The organism is Anabaena sp. UHCC 0399 (genome assembly GCF_034931465.1).
GTDB classification, from domain to species: domain Bacteria; phylum Cyanobacteriota; class Cyanobacteriia; order Cyanobacteriales; family Nostocaceae; genus Trichormus; species Trichormus minutissimus.
This window is the reverse complement of record NZ_JAYGGZ010000056.1, coordinates 1-20575: the sequence shown is the minus strand read 5'-3', so window position 1 is coordinate 20575 and position 20575 is coordinate 1. Positions and strand designations below refer to the sequence as shown.

Sequence of the window (20575 nt, the reverse complement as noted above, 5' to 3'; positions counted from 1 at the left end):
ATTAAATTTAGCTATATGCAGATACTTGTTCCAGTATCGTTTGCCGTCTTGTCAACTCCCGCATACTCTTAATAGGCTCAAAACCCAGATATTGCCCACGGATTTTGAGACAAAGATAGTTTAAGATTGCCTTGCGATCGCGATCGCTGCCGTTTGATGAACTGCTGGTATTTTCTAGCTTGTTTAACCATCCCGTATGCTTTGAGTGTGCAACAGTCTCGTCCATCAACAATAGCGCAAGGGACTGAACATCAACCGAAGGGGCTGGAAAAAGTTGAGCTAATCGCCGATTATAAGGGTTACGTCCCAAACGATAAGCAATTGACATGGCTGGTTCTAAATACTCAATATAGTGCCAGATCATCATCGGCATGAAAATAGTTTCACCGGGACGAAGTACCACATCGAAAGCATTAGTATAGCGAATAAAGTCTGTTTTCTGTGCCTCAGACATATTTTCTAGAAAAAAGCCACTTGTACGGCATAAATTAGCCTGATCAATAGCATCTAACTTGTGAGTTTCACGGGGATGAATCAATATAAACCTTTTTGTCCCAAATACTTGAAACAACAAAACATTACGCTGATCGGCATCATAGTGCAGATGAGCATAGTTATTACTGCCAGCAACAAACATATTGGAATATAAATCGCTCTCATCACTTAAATCTTGGTATAAGTTAAGGGGCAATAACTCCAGCAAATTTTGGGGTGTCGGATACTCAACACAAATATCAAGACTTGTAGGTTGTGCTTGCAGAAAGTCGAGATATGCACCTAAGTTCATCATGCGAGGAACATCGGCTGATGTCGCATCCAGCAGATTAGCAATGTAATTGGGACAGACTTGAACCGGGATGTTGGTAATTCCAGTTCTAACCTTTTCTAGAGTATCCATCTGAGACAGTGATGAACTTTCAAAGAGATTGGTGATAATCACTGGACGCTGGGGAAGGATATACTCGCGGTAAAACACATCCTTTGGAGGTGCTTCGATACGTTCAATGTTGTCGAGAACCACTTGATTTCTTTGTCGTTAACATGGCGTAATGCTCCTGTAAGCTAACCTCTTTTGTCAACATTTCTTTTCTTGACTTAACATCAACCACTATGAGTAATGAAGCAAACGCAAATCAACAACCCAGTATTGACAAATGGGAACACGGGGAATGGGTGCAACTCAATGTAGGACTTGTCAGACATCAGGGTGATGCACTATCAAGTGCGCGTGTCCTCTTTACTCGGATTGCATCCCTAGTGAATTACTGGCAAAGTCATGGTTTACTGCGCTGGTTCTTCTTCATGAGAAAACCCCCAGATGTGCGACTGCGCTTTTTTACCAAAGTGGATCAGCAACAGGCGATCGCAGAAATATCTGATATCATGTCTCTACTCCAACAGGAAAACTATATTAATGTCTTCTTCTTTAGTGAATATCAGCCTGAAACCGAGAGATTTGGTGGTATAGAAGCCATGCAATGGGTTCATCAGCACTTTGATATAGACACTTCCTTGTGGCTCATCCTTGACTATCTCCATCAAAATCATCTGAGTGTTGTCCCCAAAGATGTACTGCTCCCCACTTTGCTGCATGATCTATTTAAGCGTGTCATGCCGAATCAAATATCTGTTCTCGCAGCTTGGCGCAGTTTAGCAGCTTTGATTCCCACACCTCCTGAAACCACAATTTCCACAGTTGAGGTACTCTCTATTGAAGCTTTATACCAGTCTCACTCCGTCGCGAAGAAAGAAGCAGATGTATTAGAACGGTACACAATCGCTAACGGTATTCTCGCCCAAAAATTAGTTAATCTCCAAGATATGGGTCAATTGACACAGCCTCTGACTGATATACTGGCGGCTGTAGCCATGTTCACTTTTCACCGTCACGGATTTGATTGGCAGCGTTCAGGAAGGCTGATTCCAGCTATCATCTGGACTCTTGAAGACAGAGAAAATTGACCGAAAAAGATTCATGATACAAGCAATCTCTGCAATAAGAGTTTAAATTTTCTGTATGATACGTCACAAAATTTCACTAAAACTCTCTAGACATTAAAATACACCTCAACTATTGTATTGATCATGATTGATTTGACTATGGATATACGTAATCAATCTGTTTTAAGTGCAACTTAAAGACAAGGGTAAATACTTATTAAGTTAATTACCCATACCAACCCTCTTAAATCTCAAGGAGAATCCAAAATGTCTCAGCAGAATTTTATTGAATACTATGAAAATTTTCTAGCGCAGCCAGGCAATTCAGCTCTGCGTGAAGCTTTAGATGCTACGCAAGCAGGTGATTTTGCCACAATTGCTGTTGAACAAGGCGCAGGCAACGGTTTTGATTTTAACGCTGATGATGTGAAAGCCGTGATGGTTTCTGCTGAGAGAGTAGTTCTCGGTTTACCAACTTCTTCCCCATCTGTGAATATCCGGTCTATTGAGAGCGTTAACGGTATTAAAGCCAGACCCGCTAACCGGGAATTATCAGAAGAAGAGTTGGAAAGTGTTGCTGGTGGACTTGCTTCTTCTGATAGTCCTAAATCTACAATTATGTGTTGTTGGTAGTCTTGATTTCATGCTTGCAGTGTAAGTTCGGATGAACATAGTAACTGAAGGCGTTGCTGAATTAAGGTATGTCTTGGGCTGACAAGAGAACAGAAAGATATTTGAGGTAGTATAGTCACAAGCGAAACATCATAAAAGCAGGATGTATTCAGTTTGAGAATAGCATCATGTATGCTTATGGAGACGAGCTAGATTGTAGCTACCTCAATCACACTGCAATTGTGCAATGCCTGACAGCAATTAGATTTCAAGGCACTTCCATCAACACCAATGGAGGTGCTTACATTGTATTAAGAACATTATTGATTGAGCAACCAAACCAGCAAATGTGGCAAAATCTGACTGCCCCTAAGTTAAATCTTGATGGTACGTTTCGCACACAAGCACCCCATACCACTTGGGAACGGCTACAAGAATTTCTGCCTGCTTTTGGCATCACGCGTGTTGCAGATATTACTGGACTTGACTGCATTGGGATTCCTGTGGCTCAAGCGATTCGCCCGAATGGGAAAGCCTTTTCTGGTTCTCAAGGTAAGGGAATTTCTCTTCTGCTGGCGATGATTTCAGCAGCGATGGAATCTGTAGAGTCTTATCACGCTGAAAATCTGCCAGAACCAGAGATAGTTGCCTCCTATGAAGAAATTTGTCGCCATCATCAGGCGATCGCACCTAGCGTTTTAGAGCCTGGTAAAAGATGGGCAGCCTACGATCCTACTAAACCATTAGATTGGATTTGTGGAACTGATCTATTTACGAATCAACCTGTGTATGTGCCGCAGGCTTATCTTGATTTAGATACTACCACAGAAAAGCGTGATACTCATATATTCAGCACTTCTAGCAATGGACTAGCATCAGGCAACCATCTGCTAGAGGCGATCGCGCATGGATTATTTGAAGTCATTGAGCGTGAAGCTGAGTGGCGTTGGTGGCAGTTGCCAATGGAGCAAAGGATTAACTGTTTGGTTGAGATTCCCACCATCAAGTCACCTTTGTTGCAATCATTACTCCATCAAATTCAACTGGCTGGGGCAAGAGCCGTAATTACAGACTTAAGCTCGACTGTGGGGATACCTAGTTATAAATGTCTAATTAGTGATATTGAAAATTGGTATGGCCGACCAACTACCGCCGGGTGGGGGTGTCACAGTTCCAAAGAAATAGCCCTGGCACGGGCGATCACTGAAGCAGCTCAGTCACGAGTGACAATTATTGCAGGTAGTCGGGATGATATTCATCCTGAAAGTTATGCTCTGGGACGCTTCAAGTTACCAGGTAGCCCAACTACAAAATTTAGCGGCAAAAGACCAACCGCCACCCTGATTGATTTTGAAACTCAGCCGGAACTTCCCCCTACCGCCACCTTTGGAGAAGAAATTCAGCAAATCCTTGACTGTCTTAGTAACCAGGGATTTCACCAAGCTGTCTTTGTCAATCACACGCGATCGGAGTTTGGCTTTCCGGTGGTTCATGTCGTTGTACCAGGAACACATCTTCCTGCGTCTTATTAGGGGTAGAGGGTGTCAACTTTTGCTCCTTGGCTCTTAGCTTTGTTTGTAAATATCTATCAATATGGATTCAATGGCTTTAGAACCTAGTCAAATTTTGATCTCCCTTGGCCCTACTCTCTCAGTTACCCAAGCCAGTCAGATTTTACCAGCCTGTTACCTTGCCCCTGTCCGTTGTGGTGATGTTCTAGCTTGCTTGCGGCTGCAACCCCGTGTGATTGCCATTATTGATGGGTTTTTCGATCGCAGTGCTTCCGTGTGGCATAAAGAAATACTTTGGGCGATCGCCGCAGGGGTACGGGTATTTGGGGCAAGTAGTATGGGCGCACTACGAGCAGCCGAACTAGAAGCCTTTGGGATGCAGGGATTTGGCGCGATTTTTACTGCCTATCGAGAGGGAGAGTATATCGGGGACGATGAAGTAGCGGTTTTACATAGCAATGCAACATCTCAGTATCAACCCTTAACTGATGCCCTAGTCAACATCCGCGCCACAGTTAACCATGCAGTGTCCCAAAACATTCTTGATCCAGCGATCGCAAATTTAATTATCAGTTGTGCCAAACGGCAGTTCTTCAGTCAACGACATCTGCGCCAAGCAGTGGTTGATGCTGAGGCACAGGGGGGCGATGCCAAAGTTTTAGCTCATTTTTGGGAATTTGTCCAAAATGGTGGCTATGTAGACCAAAAACAATTAGATGCCATCGGACTGCTGAAACATCTGGCAACTATGGTTGGAGAAAGTAGTGAGAAGAACCAAGTACAATTCCAACTCAACAAGTCCATTTTTATAGAGGAACTTCAGGCTAGAGTTGCCATTCGTCCCATGCCAACAGCATATTCCTGGCTACCTCTAACGGAAAAAGTGTGCCAGGAAGCCAGATTTCTCGGCAGGGTTTACATTCAGTTGCGTAATCTGGCTGGGCTATTGCGATGGTGTGATGCGATCGCTCAAAGTCAAAATCTGCCACCCCTAGCGGTTAATTTAGCTGAAGTTAATGTTACTTCAGATGAGTTAGAACCAACTTTAGTGCAACGTTGGGGTCGGATTCAGGCATTGCTCAAAATTTATAGTGAACACGATGGCTTTCAGCAACAGGTTGAGCAACTGCATGGATTTATCCTAACGATGGTTAGTAAAAATCTCTCTGTTGCCGAAGGAGAAAATCAAACTGAATCAGTGTTAGCGAGTTGTGAACGGCGACTGTACCGTCTGATTGCAACCCTCTGGGCTTTAGCGGAACAGACCCACACTCAATCTGATGTCAATTTGAGAACTAGTATTACTCAAAAAATCACGCAACATTTCTTACTACAACGGGGCGTTACTAACGAACCTGAAGTAGAGATTTGGCTAAAAGAAAATGGTCTCATTCCCAGCGAATTTATGCAAATGATGGCAGCGATCGCACGGTTAGAGGGATTTGTGAATGTACCCCGATGGTGGGGGCGAGGTATGAGCCAATATTTCTCTATAAATGAGTGTTTTCTTGCCGATGCCTTAAAGTTATCTGGGTTTTACTCAATCTTAAGCAAAATAGTGCAGTCAGATTCCCAACTACAACACGATCCTGGGGAAACTGAACTGAGAAATTGGTATCAGTTAAATGCCTTTTCTCAAGTATGTAACTCGACCCAAGTAGCTTTCTGGCTAGATTTTAGTGAACCAGAAGAATTTGTTAAAGAACTACAAACACGAAATTAAACCCATATCCAGCATCAACTTCAATTTTGAGAAAAATTTACCCTATAGATTCTGCAACCTTTTTCTAAAATTACTAGGAGCAGCAGTATTGTTTAATTTTAACCCAATAGGCAGATTACTATTTAGGCATTTTTTCCATGCTAGGCTTTAGCTCTATCCTTCAATGGAAGCTTAGAGGATGTTTGAAAAGTTTGATGCTTATATCAAAGACGCTTAAAGGCGGTGGTGGTAGGGAGAGCAAGGGTAACGGTACAAAGATGGTTGAAGGAGTATACCGAATCAGGAATAAAAGGTTTATTGTCAACGAAAAAGAATCCAGGAAGACCGCCAATCATTAACTTACAAGCAAGAGAGCAGCTAGACAGAGAACTTCAACAGCCACAGGGATTTAAAAGTTATGAAGAAATACGAACTTGGTTAAAAGCAGTGGAAGGGATAGAAGCATCATATAAAGTAGTACACAACACAGTGCGCTATCAAATGAAAGCGAAGCTAAAAGTACCGCGAGCAGTAGGTGTCAAATACGATAGTGAAGCAGAATGGGAATTTAAAAAAAACTGCCACAATACATAGAAGTAATTAAAAAACCTTAACGGGTGACAAGGCAGGTCAAGATGAGACGTAGCAATAATTTGAGAAAATAAAGTGGTAAAAAAATAGGGGGGGGGAAATAAGCCCCCAAAAAAACAAAATGTTACCACAATCATATCAAACTATCTTCCGAAAACATTTGAGTGAAAAGCAGTATCTAACGCTAGAGATATTGTTGTTATTGATACAAGCTCATGGACAAGTGAAACTCTCAACATTAGCCTGCTTATTTCCGCAAGCAATTACATATGAAAGTCGCAAACGCAATCTACAAAGATTTTTAATAATCGGTAATCTCTGCGTGAAATTATTGTGGTTTCCCCTGGTCAAATATTGGATTAGACAACAGAGAACAGGACATAAATTAAATCGAGAAAAGCGACGTTATGTTGACAAACAAAAACATCAAAAATATGGTTATTGGATGATTGCCCTCGACCGAACTCAGTGGAAGGGTCGGAATATATTTATGGTCACATTGGTGTGGGGGACTCATGCTTTACCACTTTATTGGGAAACATTAAATCATGTGGGCAACAGTAATCTAAAAACACAAAAACGCCTCTTAAATCCGGCACTTTCACTGTTGAAGAAGTGTCGAGTTGTGGTTTTAGCAGATCAGATCGAGAATTTCATAGCCCAAAACTGGCTCAATGGCTTGAGAGTAAAGGAGTATACTTTGCCTTACGTCAGAAAAAAGACCTTCACTTCCAGGAATGTGCAGGACTTGAATATCAAATTCTCAAAAACCAAGGATTTAAGCCGGGAATGTCGAAGTTTTACATGGGAGTCAAATGTGGTAAAGGGGAAGAATTGGGTTTATTTAATATCGCTGTTCATTGGAAGAGAAAGTATCGAAACCAAGGTCCAAAAGAACCTTGGTATATCTTGACTCCCTTGCCAACACTTCAACAAACTTTATTCTTATAGGACCAGCCCTTTCAAGGTGTCTGTTTTTAGGTATTATTTTTGGGATAGAATTTTAGCTGTAGAAACATGGGGTCGTTTGGAAGGACGAGTACGTTTTAGTATCCTTCTTGTCTTTTTTGGTGCGCGAGGGTGGGATGCAAAAAGAACTAAATTAACGCGAGCAGCCAAATCTCGAAGTATGTTGGTCAGTTCAATTAGATTCATTTGTGCAAAAACCTTCCATTCCTTTGGAGGAATTGCAATCATCATGCCACGATAAGTTCCACGAATTTCATCAACGAGATAATAGCTTGAAACTTCTTGCTCAATTTTTTTAATGCCGTGAACACTTCTGAGAGCAGCTAGGACGACAGAAAGGATATTATAAGAAACCAAATTCATAAATCTCGCCAAATATCGAACCTCGCCAAAATCCTATCAGTGATTGGCGAGTTTTGGCGAGATTGAGAAAGAGCAATTATTATTCCTCAGCTGTGCCGAAGCTATTTTTAGCCTAAAGTATAGGACTAGGTGCTATACTTTAACCAAAGAGACTATAAAATGAAAATTTACAAAAACCGTACTTTTGACCGTTGGGCGCGGAAGGAAGGCTTAAACAATCTTAGTCTCTGTAATGCTGTCAACGAAATGGCAGCAGGGCTTTATGATGCTGATCTGGGAGGTGGACTGTTTAAAAAACGCATAGCAAAACCAGGGAAAGGTAAGAGTGGTGGATTTCGGACACTAATAGCTACTAATAATGAAGATCGTTGGTTTTTTATTTTTGGCTTTTCAAAAAACGAACGCAGTAACATTGACAAAGATGAAGAAGAAGCTCTGAAAATGTTATCCAAGCAATTACTTGCTTATACACCAGAAGAGCTTGAGCAGGCAAAAAATAGTAATGCGTTAATAGAGGTGATTTGTAATGCGGAAGAAGAAATCAGCAATTCTTGAAGCAGTTCATGAGACAGCAGAAGACCTACACAAAGCTGGGCTAATGAATCAAACTACATTGCGGGAATTTGAACACCTATGTCTACCTCCTATTGAGCCTCTAGAACCATTACAAATTAAAGAAATACGGGAATCATCTCAAGTCAGTCAATCTGTTTTTGCACGTATTTTGAATATAAGTCTTTCAACAGTTCAAAAATGGGAAATAGGACAAAAGCGGCCTAGTGGAGCATCTCTTAAACTACTGCACTTGATAAAGAATCGTGGGTTAAACAGTGTGCTGTATTAAAAACCCCAAACTAAGAAAATACCGTCCCGAATTTCTTACTTTTATTTGTCACAGCCGAGACTTATCAATGATTTTGACAGCCAATGTGGAGTAGCTTTATTGCGCGGTCGTATCCTAGAAGCGATTTGTCAAAGCTAATCTGCGTAGGTTAGTCAAGTGCCTGCTGTGGAAATATTTAAGAGTGCATTACTACAGTGCATTAGTTGCTTTCTAAAAGCAAATCTCTTGTTTATCTAGTTTATCCTGTAATTTTGTTATTACGTTAGATGTAAATTTTAAGTCAAATGCCATAGTATCTAAAGCTTTATATGGTTTGATACCTCGAAGCTTAATGAGTCTATCGATAGTAGCCTGTTTAATACCAGTACCTTTAAAAGCAGCCGTCAATTCATGTTTATTTGCAGTGTTAATATTGGTATATTTTTTGGGATTATTTCCATTTATACTAGAATTCCTAAAAATCCAGTTTGGTGTTTGAGTATTATTTAAAACTTGTTCTATTATAGGGTTTGAGGCAATTACAGTGTCATTATTAGTAGCACTAACAACTGTCGATACAATTTTATCTGATTTTATAAAATGAATATTTCTAAGGTCTAACTTTCTTTGCAAGAGAGGTGGACAAATAGGAGCAATCATAAAAGCTAAATCAGTTGGTGTTCCATCAGAATTATATGGATTAAATTTGACATCATTTAACCATTGAGAAAATGTATTAAAGTGACTGCTTAACATCTCATAATTTTTAGCTTCGCCAAAAGCTCTAGCAACAGTATTGCCATTATGTAGTAATTCTGCATAGCAATTAAAGGCATGGCCTGCTATTACAGTAGTAGTTGAAACATTTGACAACGTGTATGCTGTTTTACTTAAAAAACTAGCCCACCGTTGTTTGCATTCTGCTTCAAGTAAATTACGAGAATCTCCTTCAAAAACCTGTTCAGGTGCTTCTTGAAAGTATTTTTCATGAATTTCTAGTATGGCATTACCATAGTTTTGACAAAATTCCCTTAATGTATTAGTAGAAATTATCGATATATTTTTTACTTCTTGCCACGCTTGATTAAAATTTTTATAACCACTATAAGCTCCTTGAATCCGATTCTCAATCTTTTCTCTAATTACTTCAAATTCATTGCTATACCCCTTGTTTAAATTTATAGCTGAATCACCAATAAGACTTTGAATGACAGAATCTTCTGCTATAAAACTTCCTACGTTATCAGAAGTGCCTACTAAATACATCAATATACGAATTTTTGAACTAAAATCTTTAAAAGCCCTTCTAACTAATTGCTTTAACACTAATCTAGTCTCTTGAATTTCCTTTGGTAATTTTGCTAAAGCATCTAACTCATCTGCAAGGTAGACAAAACTGAATCTAGGGTCTACTTGGGAGACTTCGGAGATTACATAAAAAAAGAATTGTTCAAATCCGTCTACACTTTCAGTAATATATTTTTTAAATTTGCTACGAAATGGCATTAATGCCTTGGCTGTTTTTAATTGAGAAACTTGATTACTTTCCAAGTAATCACCGAGAATATTTTCAGCTATAACTCTAACTGAATTAGATAAATGTTGATTGTGTAACAACTCCCAAAAGGTATCAGCCAGAATATGACAATAAAATTTGACACCAAAATTAGGGCCAAGTGGTATGTCAGAAAGCTGAAACTGAACAACTATTGAATGATTTTTAAAAGTTGGTTTAGTTTTAGTTAATTCATTTAGATAAGTTAAAAGTGAAGTCTTACCACTACCAACTAAGGCAGCAACAAATCTAAAAGTAAAAAAACCATCATCGAATGTATGTCTGAGATCGTCTTCAAGTAGCTGAGTTATGTTAGCTATTTGCCGTCCAGATAAACTTCGAGCTGTTGAACCTTCTCCGTCACTTCCTGGTTGTCTAATAACACGTTCAATTCTAATATCGTCAATGAATCCAGCTCCTGACTTAACTTGTTGAAGAAAGCTTTTTATATATCTTTTTTTTCCTGCATCTTCTGGCATTGATTATTCAGCCCATTGGATTAATTCTTCATCCTTTTCGGTAACAGTGAAAACTTTACCGTTTGATTTTAGTTTCTCAAAATACTTATCTAACAAGGATTGAGAGATTGGGTTATTTTCAGAAAATTTCTGACGAATGACTCGACTATAAATAGCTACAACACCAAGCAATTCTTGACGTTTCCTTTCTTCAAAGTAGAGTGCCTTAAATTTTTCTACATAAGTATCAAAGTCCATATCTTCGCTCTGGGAGGAGGAATTATGAGAATCATAAGATACTTGTTGAAAATACTCTAGAAGAATATTTATAACTTTAGGTCCTTTTACAGAGTCAAATCGATACTTAGTATTTTGAAGGTTTAAAGCTAATATTTTCTTACCTAAAGTAGTAAGTGAAAGCCGATTTTTTTTAGGCGATTCAATTAATTTCTGCTCAATTAGAGCTTCATAGCTCTGTTCTGCTTCTTGTTGTAGTTCTTTAGAAAGATAAGACTTAACAACACTTTTAGTTACTGTATCCCCATTTGAATAAGCGTGAGCGTAAAACAAATAAAGTAGTTGTACTGTTGAAAGCTGACTCATAAATACTTTGACCTGCTCAATTTAATTATGAGAAAAGATAATTAATTCTGCTTTGAAAATTGTTTTTTTAAAACAGAGCTATTTAATAACTTTACGTATAATATATATATTTTTTAGCCCTGTCCTCAGTACAATCACGATTAATAACCATAACACGACTTATAGCCGGGATATGTGTAAATTGAGATGCGTGTAAATGAATATTGCAGACTACGCTTGATTGATTTACTAACTTGCCCAAAAATGATATTGGACGAATCAGAATTTTGCAGGAGAAAACCAAGCTTTCATCACTTTTAGTCGGTTGCTAAAAGTTCTTCTTTTCTTTTTTCTAATTTCGAGATTTTTCGGTTCAAACTTCGGATTTCTGTATTGATTTTTGATAATTCAGCTTTGCACTTTTGAGTTTTTAAATAATCCAACCCATATTTTTCAATGACAAAATCTTCTACCTCATTCCTTAAGAGTCAGGACTTACGCAACTGGCACAATCAGTATCGGCACGACGGAGTCGCATCGTCGATATCAAGCTGGGTTCAAAAATGAAAGTGCAAGTAAAAAACAACCACCTACTTAGAATTGACCTAATTCCTGCTAATCTGTCATGATAAGCTGAAGAATTGCACTAAAGCTTATCCAAAAAGCTTGATCTTAGTGTGAGGAGACTCTATTATGCAAAACGCTAAATTAGAGAATGCTGAACAAGTGTCGCAGACTCAACTAAGATATTGTCATTTTCTGCTATCAGAACAACAGAAACTTTTATTAGAAGCCACAGCAGCAGCAGCAAATGCTCTACTGACTATAGAAAACTTTGATGAAGCAATTGATACTGCCTTGAAACTGATTGGAGAAAGTTTAGATTGCGATCGCGTTGCGGTCATCGAAAATTTTGCTCATCCATCTAAACCGTTACACTGCTGGAAGATTTTATACGAATGGGATTCACGTAACACAGTGTCCCAAATTACCCATCCTGATGTAGTACAAGGCATCTATGAAGAGGGCGGGATTGGAGAGTGGTATGAACGTATTAGCCAAGGAAACAGCCTGAGCTATCTCCTAGAGGAAATGCCTGAACCATTTCGCAGTGGGCAAGCTGCACTCGGTGTGAAGGTATTGCATGTTGTGCCGATTTTTGTCGAAGGTCAGTGCTGGGGAGTGTTAGGTTTTGATGACTGTCGTGAGGAAAAGCGCCGGGGATCGGCGGAACTGGCTTTACTTAAAACTGTAGCCGCTTGTATTGGCAGTGCGATTCAGCGTCAACGCATTCAGGAAGCCGAACAAAAACGCGCGGCGGAACTGGCAAAAGTTAATGAAGAATTACAACAGCGCGATCGCCTACTTTCTGTAGTTGCCCAAGTCACTAAAAATTTGTTGGAAACAGAGGATATAGATGTAGCAATTCCCACAGCCTTACAAGCGATCGGGGAAGTAGCAAATATCAGTCGCGTTCAACTCATCCTCGAACGTCAAGATCCAGCCACACAAAAATTACAGCACTGCGTTACTTATGAATGGGTAGCTGAAAGAATTACTCCTCAGATTAACCATCCGACAATGTCAGTGATTGATAATGATGATGTCGAAGTCATGCTGAAAGAACTGTATGCAGGTCGTTCTATTTGGCGTATAGTTGATGACTTGCCTGATGCGATCAAAGAGCAGTTTGAATCGATTGGCATTAAATCCTCTGGGGGAGTGCCATTATTTATTGCAGGGCGTTACATCGGTGCTGTTGCCTTCGATGATTGTGTTACCTTTCGTTACTGGAGTCAACAGGAGATTGATGTCCTCACCACTGCGGCTGAGGGTATTGGAGCCGCACTGCACCGTAAACAGTTAGTTGAGCGCCTGATTGCAGAACGGGACAGAACTGCTAAACAACGAGTTGCAGAACTTTCTAGAGCAAGCACCGCACTCAAAAATAGTCTTGATCGCCTCGCCGCCGACTCCGAACTCGATACCTTTCTCGGTCACGTCATCTTAGAAATTAAACATCAATTGGGTGCCCAGCGATCGCATCTCTTCCTCTACGATCCTCCCTCCCATACACTGCACTTACATTTGGGTTCTGAAGCAGATCAAGTACTTCCCAAAGACCAATTACAAGACATTGAACCTTTCCTAGATCCCATTCCCGCAGATATTAGCAAGGCTTGGGAAATCATGGTAAAAACAAAACAACCCCTGGAATTTGCGATTTGGGAAAACGCTCATCCAGAACACTGGCCTGTCGCCTTGAAATGGCATCGCCGACGAGGGCATCAGACAGCCATGTGTATTCCGCTGATCCTGGGTGATATCGCCTTGGGTTTCTTGGGGTTATCATTCACTCACAAAGCTACCTTGAACCCGGAAGAATTTGAACTAGCGCAAGCCTTGGCTCATCAAGCAACACTAGCAATTCAACTAACTCATTTAGCAGAAGAGGCAAAACAAGCCGCTATCCTCAAAGAACAGAAAAAAGCCGCAAAAGAACAAATTGCTGAACTAGTAAGAGCAAACGAATCACTACGCGGTTGTGTAAATAGACTGGCAGATGAACCAGACTTAGAAACATTTTGGGAACATATTCTGCTAGAAGCCTCCGCACAAGTCAAATCTTATGCAGCCGCCCTGTTTCTCTACAATGAATCGTCTGATACAAAAATCATGAAACGATATGTACGAGACGGACGGGTGCTTCCCATCAAGACATCTGCTGAACTTGAACAATTTAGAGGACCTATAACAGGTAATCTCCTCTCGTTTTGGAAAGAAGCGCTGTTTAGAGGCGAGGCAATTTTCTTTAATTTGGATGACTGGAATGACCGAGTTGACTCCGCAATTCAGTGGCATCTTAATCAAGGACATCGTTCTATTGTTCGCGTGCCGTTAATTCTCGGTTCTCGCCCCCTCGGATTTATCGGTTTGTGCTTCCGGGAACCAAGGACTAGCTTACCTCAAAACATAGAACTGATTATGGCGTTGGCACAGCAAGCAACATTAGCGATTCATTTGACCCATTTAGCCGAGCAGGGTCGCCAAGCTGCGATTTTGGAAGAACGTAACCGCATGGCGCGAGAAATTCATGATACGCTGGCTCAAGCTTTCACAGGCGTAATTGTACAGTTGGGTGCTGCCTCCAGGATAGTTCCTGGTGAATTGGCAGAGGTACAGATGCACATCACCCAAGCACGAGATTTGGCTCGTGAAGGACTTGCTGAAGCACGGCGATCAGTCAATGCCCTACGTCCCCAAATCTTAGAAACCAGCAATTTGTGTAAAGCTTTTAACCGCCTTGCAGCCCAGATGTCTGCTTCTATTGATACTCAGACAATCTGCAATGTGATCGGCAAAGTATATCCCTTATCGGTGGACATGGAGAATAACTTACTGCGGATCGGGCAAGAAGCATTGACAAATGCTATTAAACATGCAATTGCTAGTGAAATTACGATTGAAACGGTGTATGAACCGACACAATTTATCTTGCGAGTCAAAGATAATGGACGAGGATTTGATACAGATAGTTTGTTTACTGTTAAAGGTTTTGGATTGATGGGTATTAAAGAACGGAGCGATCGCATCGGCGCATACTTGACAATCCAAAGCATCCCAGGACAAGGAACAGAAATTACAATCTTAATTAACCGAGATTAGGCAATGACTCAGCAAAACCAGATCCGCATCTTGATTGTTGACGATCATCCGGTTGTCCGCCAGGGTTTAGCCGCCATGATTAATCGGGAACCAGATATGGCAGTTGTCGGACAAGTTTGTAATGGGTATGAGGCAGTTGCAGCATTTCGTCAACATCAACCTGATGTCACACTCATGGATTTGCGGATGCCAGAAATGGATGGAGTCGCAGCCATTTCTGCTATTTGTAACGAATTTGAAGACTCCCACATTATTGTGCTGACTACCTACGACGGTGACGAAGACATCTATAGGGGACTAAAGGCAGGGGCAAAGGGTTATTTATTGAAAGATGCTGAACCTGATGAACTACTCACAGCCATTCGCATTGTTAATACTGGACAAAAGTACATTCCCCCTTCAGTAGGAGCTAAATTAGCAGAGCGGGTGGGTATCCTGCAACTGAGCAGAAGAGAATTAGAAGTAATCTGCCTCATGGCTACTGGCAAAACTAACCAAGAAATTGGTACTGTTTTGCAGATATCAGAGGGGACTGTTAAGTACCACGTCAATAATATTTTCAGCAAATTGGGAGTTAGCGATCGCATTCAAGCAGTCATTACAGCTTTAAAGCGCGGAATTGTCAGTCTTTAGTCAATTTCCCAGATATCTGAAATATCTACCTAGCCGTAAGTTAAGGTAATACCCTGATCTTAGGGTCAACCTAATGCTCAACTTTCCATATGCTAAAAACTTAAACTCTGGGATAGGGACAAAGTTTGGCTAATTTTATAAAGTAAATCCATTCAGCGCAAAATCAAAGTTTTAGCGCAGACACTTTTAGGAGGACTTGTTGCAGGACTTTCACAACCTTTAGAGCATTCTCATTTTCCTCCACACAGGTTTTCCATGAGTCAAATGAATGACAATCACAGATTGATCGCATCAATTTCACAACGCGATCACACTCAAGGAGCGATGGATGCACCTATAGTGCTGGTTGAGTATGGGAATTATCAATGCCCTTATAGTGGCGAAGCTTATAGAATTATCCAAGAAATTAAACAAAGAATTGGCGATCAAATCTACTTTGCATTTCGCCACTTCCCCCAGCCTCAAATCTACCCTCAATCTCAAAAAGCCGCCGAAGCCGCCGAAATAGCTGCTGCTCAGGGTAAGTTTTGGCAAATGCACGACACTCTATTCAAGTGTCAAAAAACACTTAATAACGGTTATTTAGTAGAATACGCCCACCAATTGGGACTCAACATTCCTCAATTTCTAAGGGATATGACAAATCATATCTATGCTGACCGGGTAGCAGAAGACCTTCAAACTGGTTTACGTAGTGGTGTGAATAACACACCTGCATTTTTTATAAACAGTTTCCGCTATGAAAATCAATGCAATTTTGAGAGCCTTTTAGAAGCACTTCTCAAAGCAGAAAAGCCTTGCAACAATAAAAAGATATAGCTTGTGTATTCGATAGCGATCGCTGTGATTTAGGGCGATCTCAAAGCTATTTATCTACAACCTCATAATCCCAGTTCATAAATCCTTCATGTGGAAAAAAACTTTCGCCTACTTCCTTGGCACTATCTCCAGTATTGCTATTATTAATCCTGCATTAGGAGCAGATCGTATTGAATTTAATTATCCGCCTTTTGGCGACTTTAACATTGCTACATCAGACTTAGAAGTATTTGTCAACGAGGGCAAAATTACCAAAGACTTTGCTTTTTACGCCAATCGTACTAACCCCGCGCAGTTAGCTCAGATGAGGGAATTTCTCAAAACTAAATTTCAAGTTTCTCCCACTCTTGTATCACAATTTACCTATTCTCCTATCGGCGAAAAGATGCTGCAACGCTTGGGTGAATTATTGCAAACAAAAAGTAGAATAAATGGTTTTTATGCCCTGCGTTCTGCATTAATCTTATCTGCTGCCAGTCCTGAAGGATTGAGTTTGATTAATATCCTCAAAAAATATTCTAGTCCCAGTATTCGTCTCAATTTTCCAGAAACTATCCAGTTAATGGGGCAGTTATCAGAACTGCTACAAAAAAGGGATCTAGTTGTTTCTCAAATACAGCAAATAGCAACACAAGAAACTAGCAATCTGCCGTCGATAGATTTTGCTCAAAAATCAGATATCCGTAAACCTGGTGAATTTAATCATGCAAAAATTACCTTAACTTTACACGATCGCTCTCGTGATGGACAGTCAAAAACTGTTTTAGGACGGAAATATGAAGTTGATGTTTATTTACCTCAATCGAAGTCAGTAATAACATCAGAACCTTACCCAGTCATTGTGATTTCTCACGGTTTAGCAGAAGACCGCAATAGTTTTGTTTATATTGCTCAACATTTAGCATCCTATGGCTTTGCCGTGGCTGCTTTTGACCATCCTGTAGCTAATTCTAAACAATTTCAACAATTTTTAGCAGGGATTGCTAGTCCTCCTCAACCCACAGAATTAATTGATCGTCCTTTAGATGTTAAATATCTTTTAGATGAACTCCAACGTCTTAACGAAACTGACTCCAGATTCAAAAATAAATTAAACCTGCAAAAAGTCGGTTTAATAGGACATTCACTTGGTGGTTATACAGCTTTAGCATTAGCTGGAGGAACTTTTGATTTTGCCAAAATTCACAAAGAATGTAATCCCAATCGTTCTTTAAATCTCTCTACCTTTTTACAATGTCGTGCTAACGACCTCAAAGCTGAAAACTATTCTATAAAAGATGATCGCATCAAAGCGATTATGGTGATGAATCCTTTGAATAGTGTCTTATTTGGAGAACAAGGTGTCAGTAAAATAACAATTCCTGTAATGATGGTGGCTGGAAGTCAAGATATATTTACTCCCGCAGTTCCCGAACAAATTCTACCTTTTTCTCAGTTACCCAGCAAATATAAATACTTGGCTCTCATTGAAAATGCTACTCACTTTTCCGTACAATTAGACTTACCAACCAGCGAAAGAGTTATCCCTGTACCACAAGGCTTGCTGGGGCCTGATAGAAAAAGTGTCTATTCTTATATGAATAGTTTGGGAGTGGCTTTCTTCCAAACACATCTTCGCAATCAACAAGAATATAAGTCTTATCTCAGCCCTGCTTATGCTCAATCAATCAGTCAAGCACCCTTAAATTTAAGTTTAGTAAGTTCTGGTAATGGAGAAGCAATATCCCAATTATTAAATCAGGTTTATCCAACTCCATCTCCACTGGGAAGGAATTGACAGTTAAAGAGAGAAGTTTACAGTAGCGTTCTTGAAGTGGTCGCTCCTTGAATCATTTTTGCTTGAAATAACAGCATCCGATATTCAACTTTTTTGTAACAATTTGAAGCAGTTAGGAACCAATCATGAATTACAGCGAAAAACTGACCCGTGATAATAGTGTAGTTGTTCTTGTGGATTTCTTAGATGGCTTTTTTCCAGGTTTGAAAACTATTAATCATGATTTGCTGCGTAAAAACGCTGAAGCATTTACACGAGTTTCAAAAATCTTTAATTTACCCACCATTATGCTGGGAGAAGAAGGAGGTTTTCGCGGTAAATTCTTTCCAGAAGTCGTTGCCCATGCCGAGCATGCTACCCGAATTGAGCGACATACTCCCAGTGCTTGGGACGAACCAGAGTTTCGCAAAAGACTAGCAGAAATTGGGCGCAAAAAAGTTTTGCTGGGTGGCATCTCTTTAGATATTTGTACGCTACAACTGAGCATCGATTTGCTAGGAGCTGGTTATGAACCTTATGTAGTGGTTGATGTGTCTGGCTCTGACACTATTCTGAACGAAACTGCTGCATTGTTGAGGTTAACTCAAGCAGGAGCAGTTTTAGTGTCTTGGGCATCAGTAGCTTCGGAAATTATGAAAGATTGGGAAACTCCAGAAGGGCCGGAAGTAGGTAAGCTTTACCAAGAGTTTAGCTATTGGGGTAATCGGTTGTAGTCTGTAATTCCTAGAGAAGTCATGAGTCACAATTATCATTTCCTGTAGTCTGCAACATCCTGCAATTTTTCTAGTTCAATGGTCATCTCTCCTATGGAAGAGCTAATGCCTCAAAATAAACAACCTATTAATTTAGCTCCTGGAGTCATTGCGATCGCGCGTCGAGTAAAACCGGGATTGGAAGCTGCATTTGAAGAAGCTACACGAGGAGTAACTCTGGCAGCTAGTACATTCCCTGGCTACTTGGGGAGTGATGTGCTATATCCCGCTACTAAACAAGGTGAGTGGCAGATAATTCTGCGGTTTGACACCCCTGAACACTTACAAGAATGGGAAGAATCTCCGATCTGTCAAGGTTGGATTGCGCGAGCAGATGCCCTGACTATAGATAAACCCAGGATTACACGGATCAACAGTCTGGAAGCTTGGTTTGCCCTACCAGAAATACCTAATGCAGCACCACCGCCAAAATGGAAAACTGCAATTGTCAGTGCCGTTGGCATTTATCCAGTAATTTCTTTGATGCCCAATCTACTTAGAGCAATCACTGGTGGACTACCTTTTTGGCTAGCTAATTTGGTGAATATTAGCATCATGATGCCGTTAATGACTTGGGTGATCATGCCCCAAGTAACACGCCTGTTTAAAGGATGGCTCTATCCATCTAAATAGACTAAATAGAAAGGCAAAATTTCACATTCCTATATCTAATTAGCAACGCCAACAATTCCGATCCTCTATCTCACCAATCATTTCTATGACTTATACAACCAGCAAAGATTTATTCTCTCCCGTCCAGCTTGGTCTTTACACACTGCCAAACCGAATTGTTATGGCACCCATGACTCGCAATCGGGCTGGTGCAGGAAATGTACCAACGCCGATCAATGCCACTTATTACGCTCAACGCGCCACAGCTGGACTGATTGTTACCGAAGGTTCCCAAGTATCGCCACAAGGCTTTGGTTATCCAGCAACGCCGGGAATTCATTCCCTAGAACAGATTGCAGGCTGGCGAGGGGTGACAGATGCGGTACATAGTGCAGGTGGACGTATCTTTTTACAACTATGGCATTGTGGGCGAATTTCTCACCCATCTTTGCAACCAGATGCAGCATTACCTGTCGCTCCTTCAGCGATCGCACCTGTTGGTAATGCTATGACTTACACTGGTAACCAACCGTTTGTCACCCCTCGTGCTTTAGAAATGGGCGAAATTCCTGGTGTTGTTGACCAGTTTCGTCAAGGAGCCAAGAATGCCCTGGCTGCCGGATTTGATGGTGTGGAAATTCACGGTGCCTTTGGGTATCTAATCGATCAGTTTCTCCAAGATGGCACTAATCAACGTAGCGATGACTATGGTGGTTCTATTGAAAACCGGGCGCGATTTTTGTTAGAAGTCGTGGAAGCTGTGTGTGGCGTTTGGGGGGCAAATCGTGTAGGTATTAAGCTTTCACCCAGCAACACATTTAATGATATCCATGACTCTGATCCCAAGGCTACCTTTAGCTATGCGATCGCTGCACTCAACTCTTTTGGATTAGGGTATCTTCACCTGATGGAACCAACACCAGCAGATATCCGGCATAGTGGTAAGCCAATTCCTGTTTCTGAGTTTCGTCCTCTTTATTCAGGAACGCTAATAGCTAATGGCGGTTACGACAGAGAAACAGGGAATACTGCGATCGCTAATGGTATTGCTGACTTAGTTTCTTTCGGCACACCGTTTATTGCCAATCCTGATTTACCAGAACGTCTGCGGTTAAATACAGCACTCAATCCAGCTGATCGCAACACCTTCTATGGTGGTGATGAGAAAGGTTATACAGACTATCCATTCCTAGTGAGAAGTCATTTAGG

At 40.7% G+C, this 20575-nt stretch carries 18 protein-coding genes and 2 pseudogenes; 16 read left to right on the top strand and 4 right to left on the bottom strand.

Annotated features, from left to right (window positions below; genetic code table 11):
* Positions 1-7: 7 nt before the first annotated feature.
* Positions 8-1021 (bottom strand): cupin-like domain-containing protein, encoded by a 1014-nt coding sequence (locus tag VB693_RS24040; RefSeq protein ID WP_323268465.1) that lies wholly within the window; start codon positions 1019-1021, stop codon positions 8-10.
* An 89-nt stretch (positions 1022-1110) separates the two neighbouring features.
* Here VB693_RS24040 and VB693_RS24035 point away from each other — a divergent pair, with 89 nt between their 5' ends.
* The 7 genes and pseudogenes from VB693_RS24035 to VB693_RS24010 form a co-directional block, all read left to right on the top strand.
* On the top strand, positions 1111-1962 hold the full coding sequence (locus VB693_RS24035) for a thiopeptide-type bacteriocin biosynthesis protein (protein ID WP_323268464.1): 852 nt from the start codon (positions 1111-1113) through the stop codon (positions 1960-1962).
* Between the two features lie 246 nt (positions 1963-2208).
* Positions 2209-2574, top strand: coding sequence for a hypothetical protein (locus VB693_RS24030; RefSeq protein ID WP_323268463.1), 366 nt, complete (start codon positions 2209-2211; stop codon positions 2572-2574).
* Between the two features lie 167 nt (positions 2575-2741).
* The gene (locus tag VB693_RS24025; protein WP_323268462.1) at positions 2742-4085 is read left to right on the top strand and encodes a YcaO-like family protein; all 1344 of its coding nucleotides are present in this window, start codon (positions 2742-2744) and stop codon (positions 4083-4085) included.
* Positions 4086-4155: 70 nt separating this feature from the next.
* Complete coding sequence (locus VB693_RS24020; protein WP_323268461.1) at positions 4156-5787, top strand: TfuA-like protein; 1632 nt, start codon at positions 4156-4158, stop codon at positions 5785-5787.
* A gap of 222 nt (positions 5788-6009) precedes the next feature.
* Positions 6010-6066, top strand: a pseudogene (locus VB693_RS29090) (hypothetical protein); the annotation flags it as partial.
* 18 nt (positions 6067-6084) lie between these two features.
* Complete coding sequence (locus VB693_RS24015; protein ID WP_416233416.1) at positions 6085-6360, top strand: hypothetical protein; 276 nt, start codon at positions 6085-6087, stop codon at positions 6358-6360.
* Positions 6361-6478: 118 nt separating this feature from the next.
* Positions 6479-7299 (top strand): annotated as a pseudogene (locus VB693_RS24010) (IS4 family transposase); the annotation flags it as partial.
* 42 nt (positions 7300-7341) lie between these two features.
* Here VB693_RS24010 and VB693_RS24005 read toward each other — a convergent pair.
* Positions 7342-7689 carry a hypothetical protein gene (locus VB693_RS24005; protein WP_323268459.1) on the bottom strand — a complete coding sequence of 116 codons (348 nt, stop codon included), beginning with the start codon at positions 7687-7689 and terminating at the stop codon, positions 7342-7344.
* Between the two features lie 159 nt (positions 7690-7848).
* On the opposite strand from VB693_RS24005, the gene VB693_RS24000 reads away from it, so the two are divergent.
* Both VB693_RS24000 and VB693_RS23995 read left to right on the top strand, forming a co-directional pair.
* Positions 7849-8244 (top strand): type II toxin-antitoxin system RelE/ParE family toxin, encoded by a 396-nt coding sequence (locus tag VB693_RS24000; protein WP_323268458.1) that lies wholly within the window; start codon positions 7849-7851, stop codon positions 8242-8244.
* On the top strand, positions 8216-8533 hold the full coding sequence (locus VB693_RS23995; RefSeq protein ID WP_323268457.1) for a DNA-binding transcriptional regulator: 318 nt from the start codon (positions 8216-8218) through the stop codon (positions 8531-8533). The genes VB693_RS24000 and VB693_RS23995 overlap by 29 nt, the downstream gene beginning before the upstream one ends.
* A 210-nt stretch (positions 8534-8743) precedes the next feature.
* Here VB693_RS23995 and VB693_RS23990 read toward each other — a convergent pair whose 3' ends face one another.
* Positions 8744-10546: a hypothetical protein gene (locus tag VB693_RS23990; protein ID WP_323268456.1), complete on the bottom strand. Its 1803-nt coding sequence runs from the start codon at positions 10544-10546 to the stop codon at positions 8744-8746.
* A gap of 3 nt (positions 10547-10549) precedes the next feature.
* The gene (locus tag VB693_RS23985) at positions 10550-11128 is read right to left on the bottom strand and encodes a hypothetical protein (RefSeq protein ID WP_323268455.1); all 579 of its coding nucleotides are present in this window, start codon (positions 11126-11128) and stop codon (positions 10550-10552) included.
* Positions 11129-11800: 672 nt separating this feature from the next.
* Here VB693_RS23985 and VB693_RS23980 point away from each other — a divergent pair.
* The 7 genes from VB693_RS23980 to VB693_RS23950 form a co-directional block, all read left to right on the top strand.
* Positions 11801-14773, top strand: coding sequence for a GAF domain-containing sensor histidine kinase (locus tag VB693_RS23980; RefSeq protein WP_323268454.1), 2973 nt, complete (start codon positions 11801-11803; stop codon positions 14771-14773).
* A gap of 3 nt (positions 14774-14776) precedes the next feature.
* Positions 14777-15406, top strand: coding sequence for a response regulator transcription factor (locus tag VB693_RS23975; protein ID WP_323268453.1), 630 nt, complete (start codon positions 14777-14779; stop codon positions 15404-15406).
* A gap of 264 nt (positions 15407-15670) precedes the next feature.
* Positions 15671-16225, top strand: a complete 555-nt coding sequence (locus VB693_RS23970; RefSeq protein ID WP_323268452.1) for a DsbA family protein — start codon at positions 15671-15673, stop codon at positions 16223-16225.
* A gap of 88 nt (positions 16226-16313) precedes the next feature.
* Positions 16314-18002 carry an alpha/beta hydrolase gene (locus tag VB693_RS23965; protein ID WP_323268451.1) on the top strand — a complete coding sequence of 563 codons (1689 nt, stop codon included), beginning with the start codon at positions 16314-16316 and terminating at the stop codon, positions 18000-18002.
* Between the two features lie 125 nt (positions 18003-18127).
* Positions 18128-18715, top strand: coding sequence for an isochorismatase family protein (locus tag VB693_RS23960; protein ID WP_323268450.1), 588 nt, complete (start codon positions 18128-18130; stop codon positions 18713-18715).
* Positions 18716-18820: 105 nt separating this feature from the next.
* Positions 18821-19387, top strand: coding sequence for an antibiotic biosynthesis monooxygenase (locus VB693_RS23955; protein ID WP_323268449.1), 567 nt, complete (start codon positions 18821-18823; stop codon positions 19385-19387).
* An 85-nt stretch (positions 19388-19472) separates the two neighbouring features.
* The coding region (locus VB693_RS23950; RefSeq protein ID WP_323268448.1) for an alkene reductase at positions 19473-20575 on the top strand (1103 nt) is incomplete at its 3' end.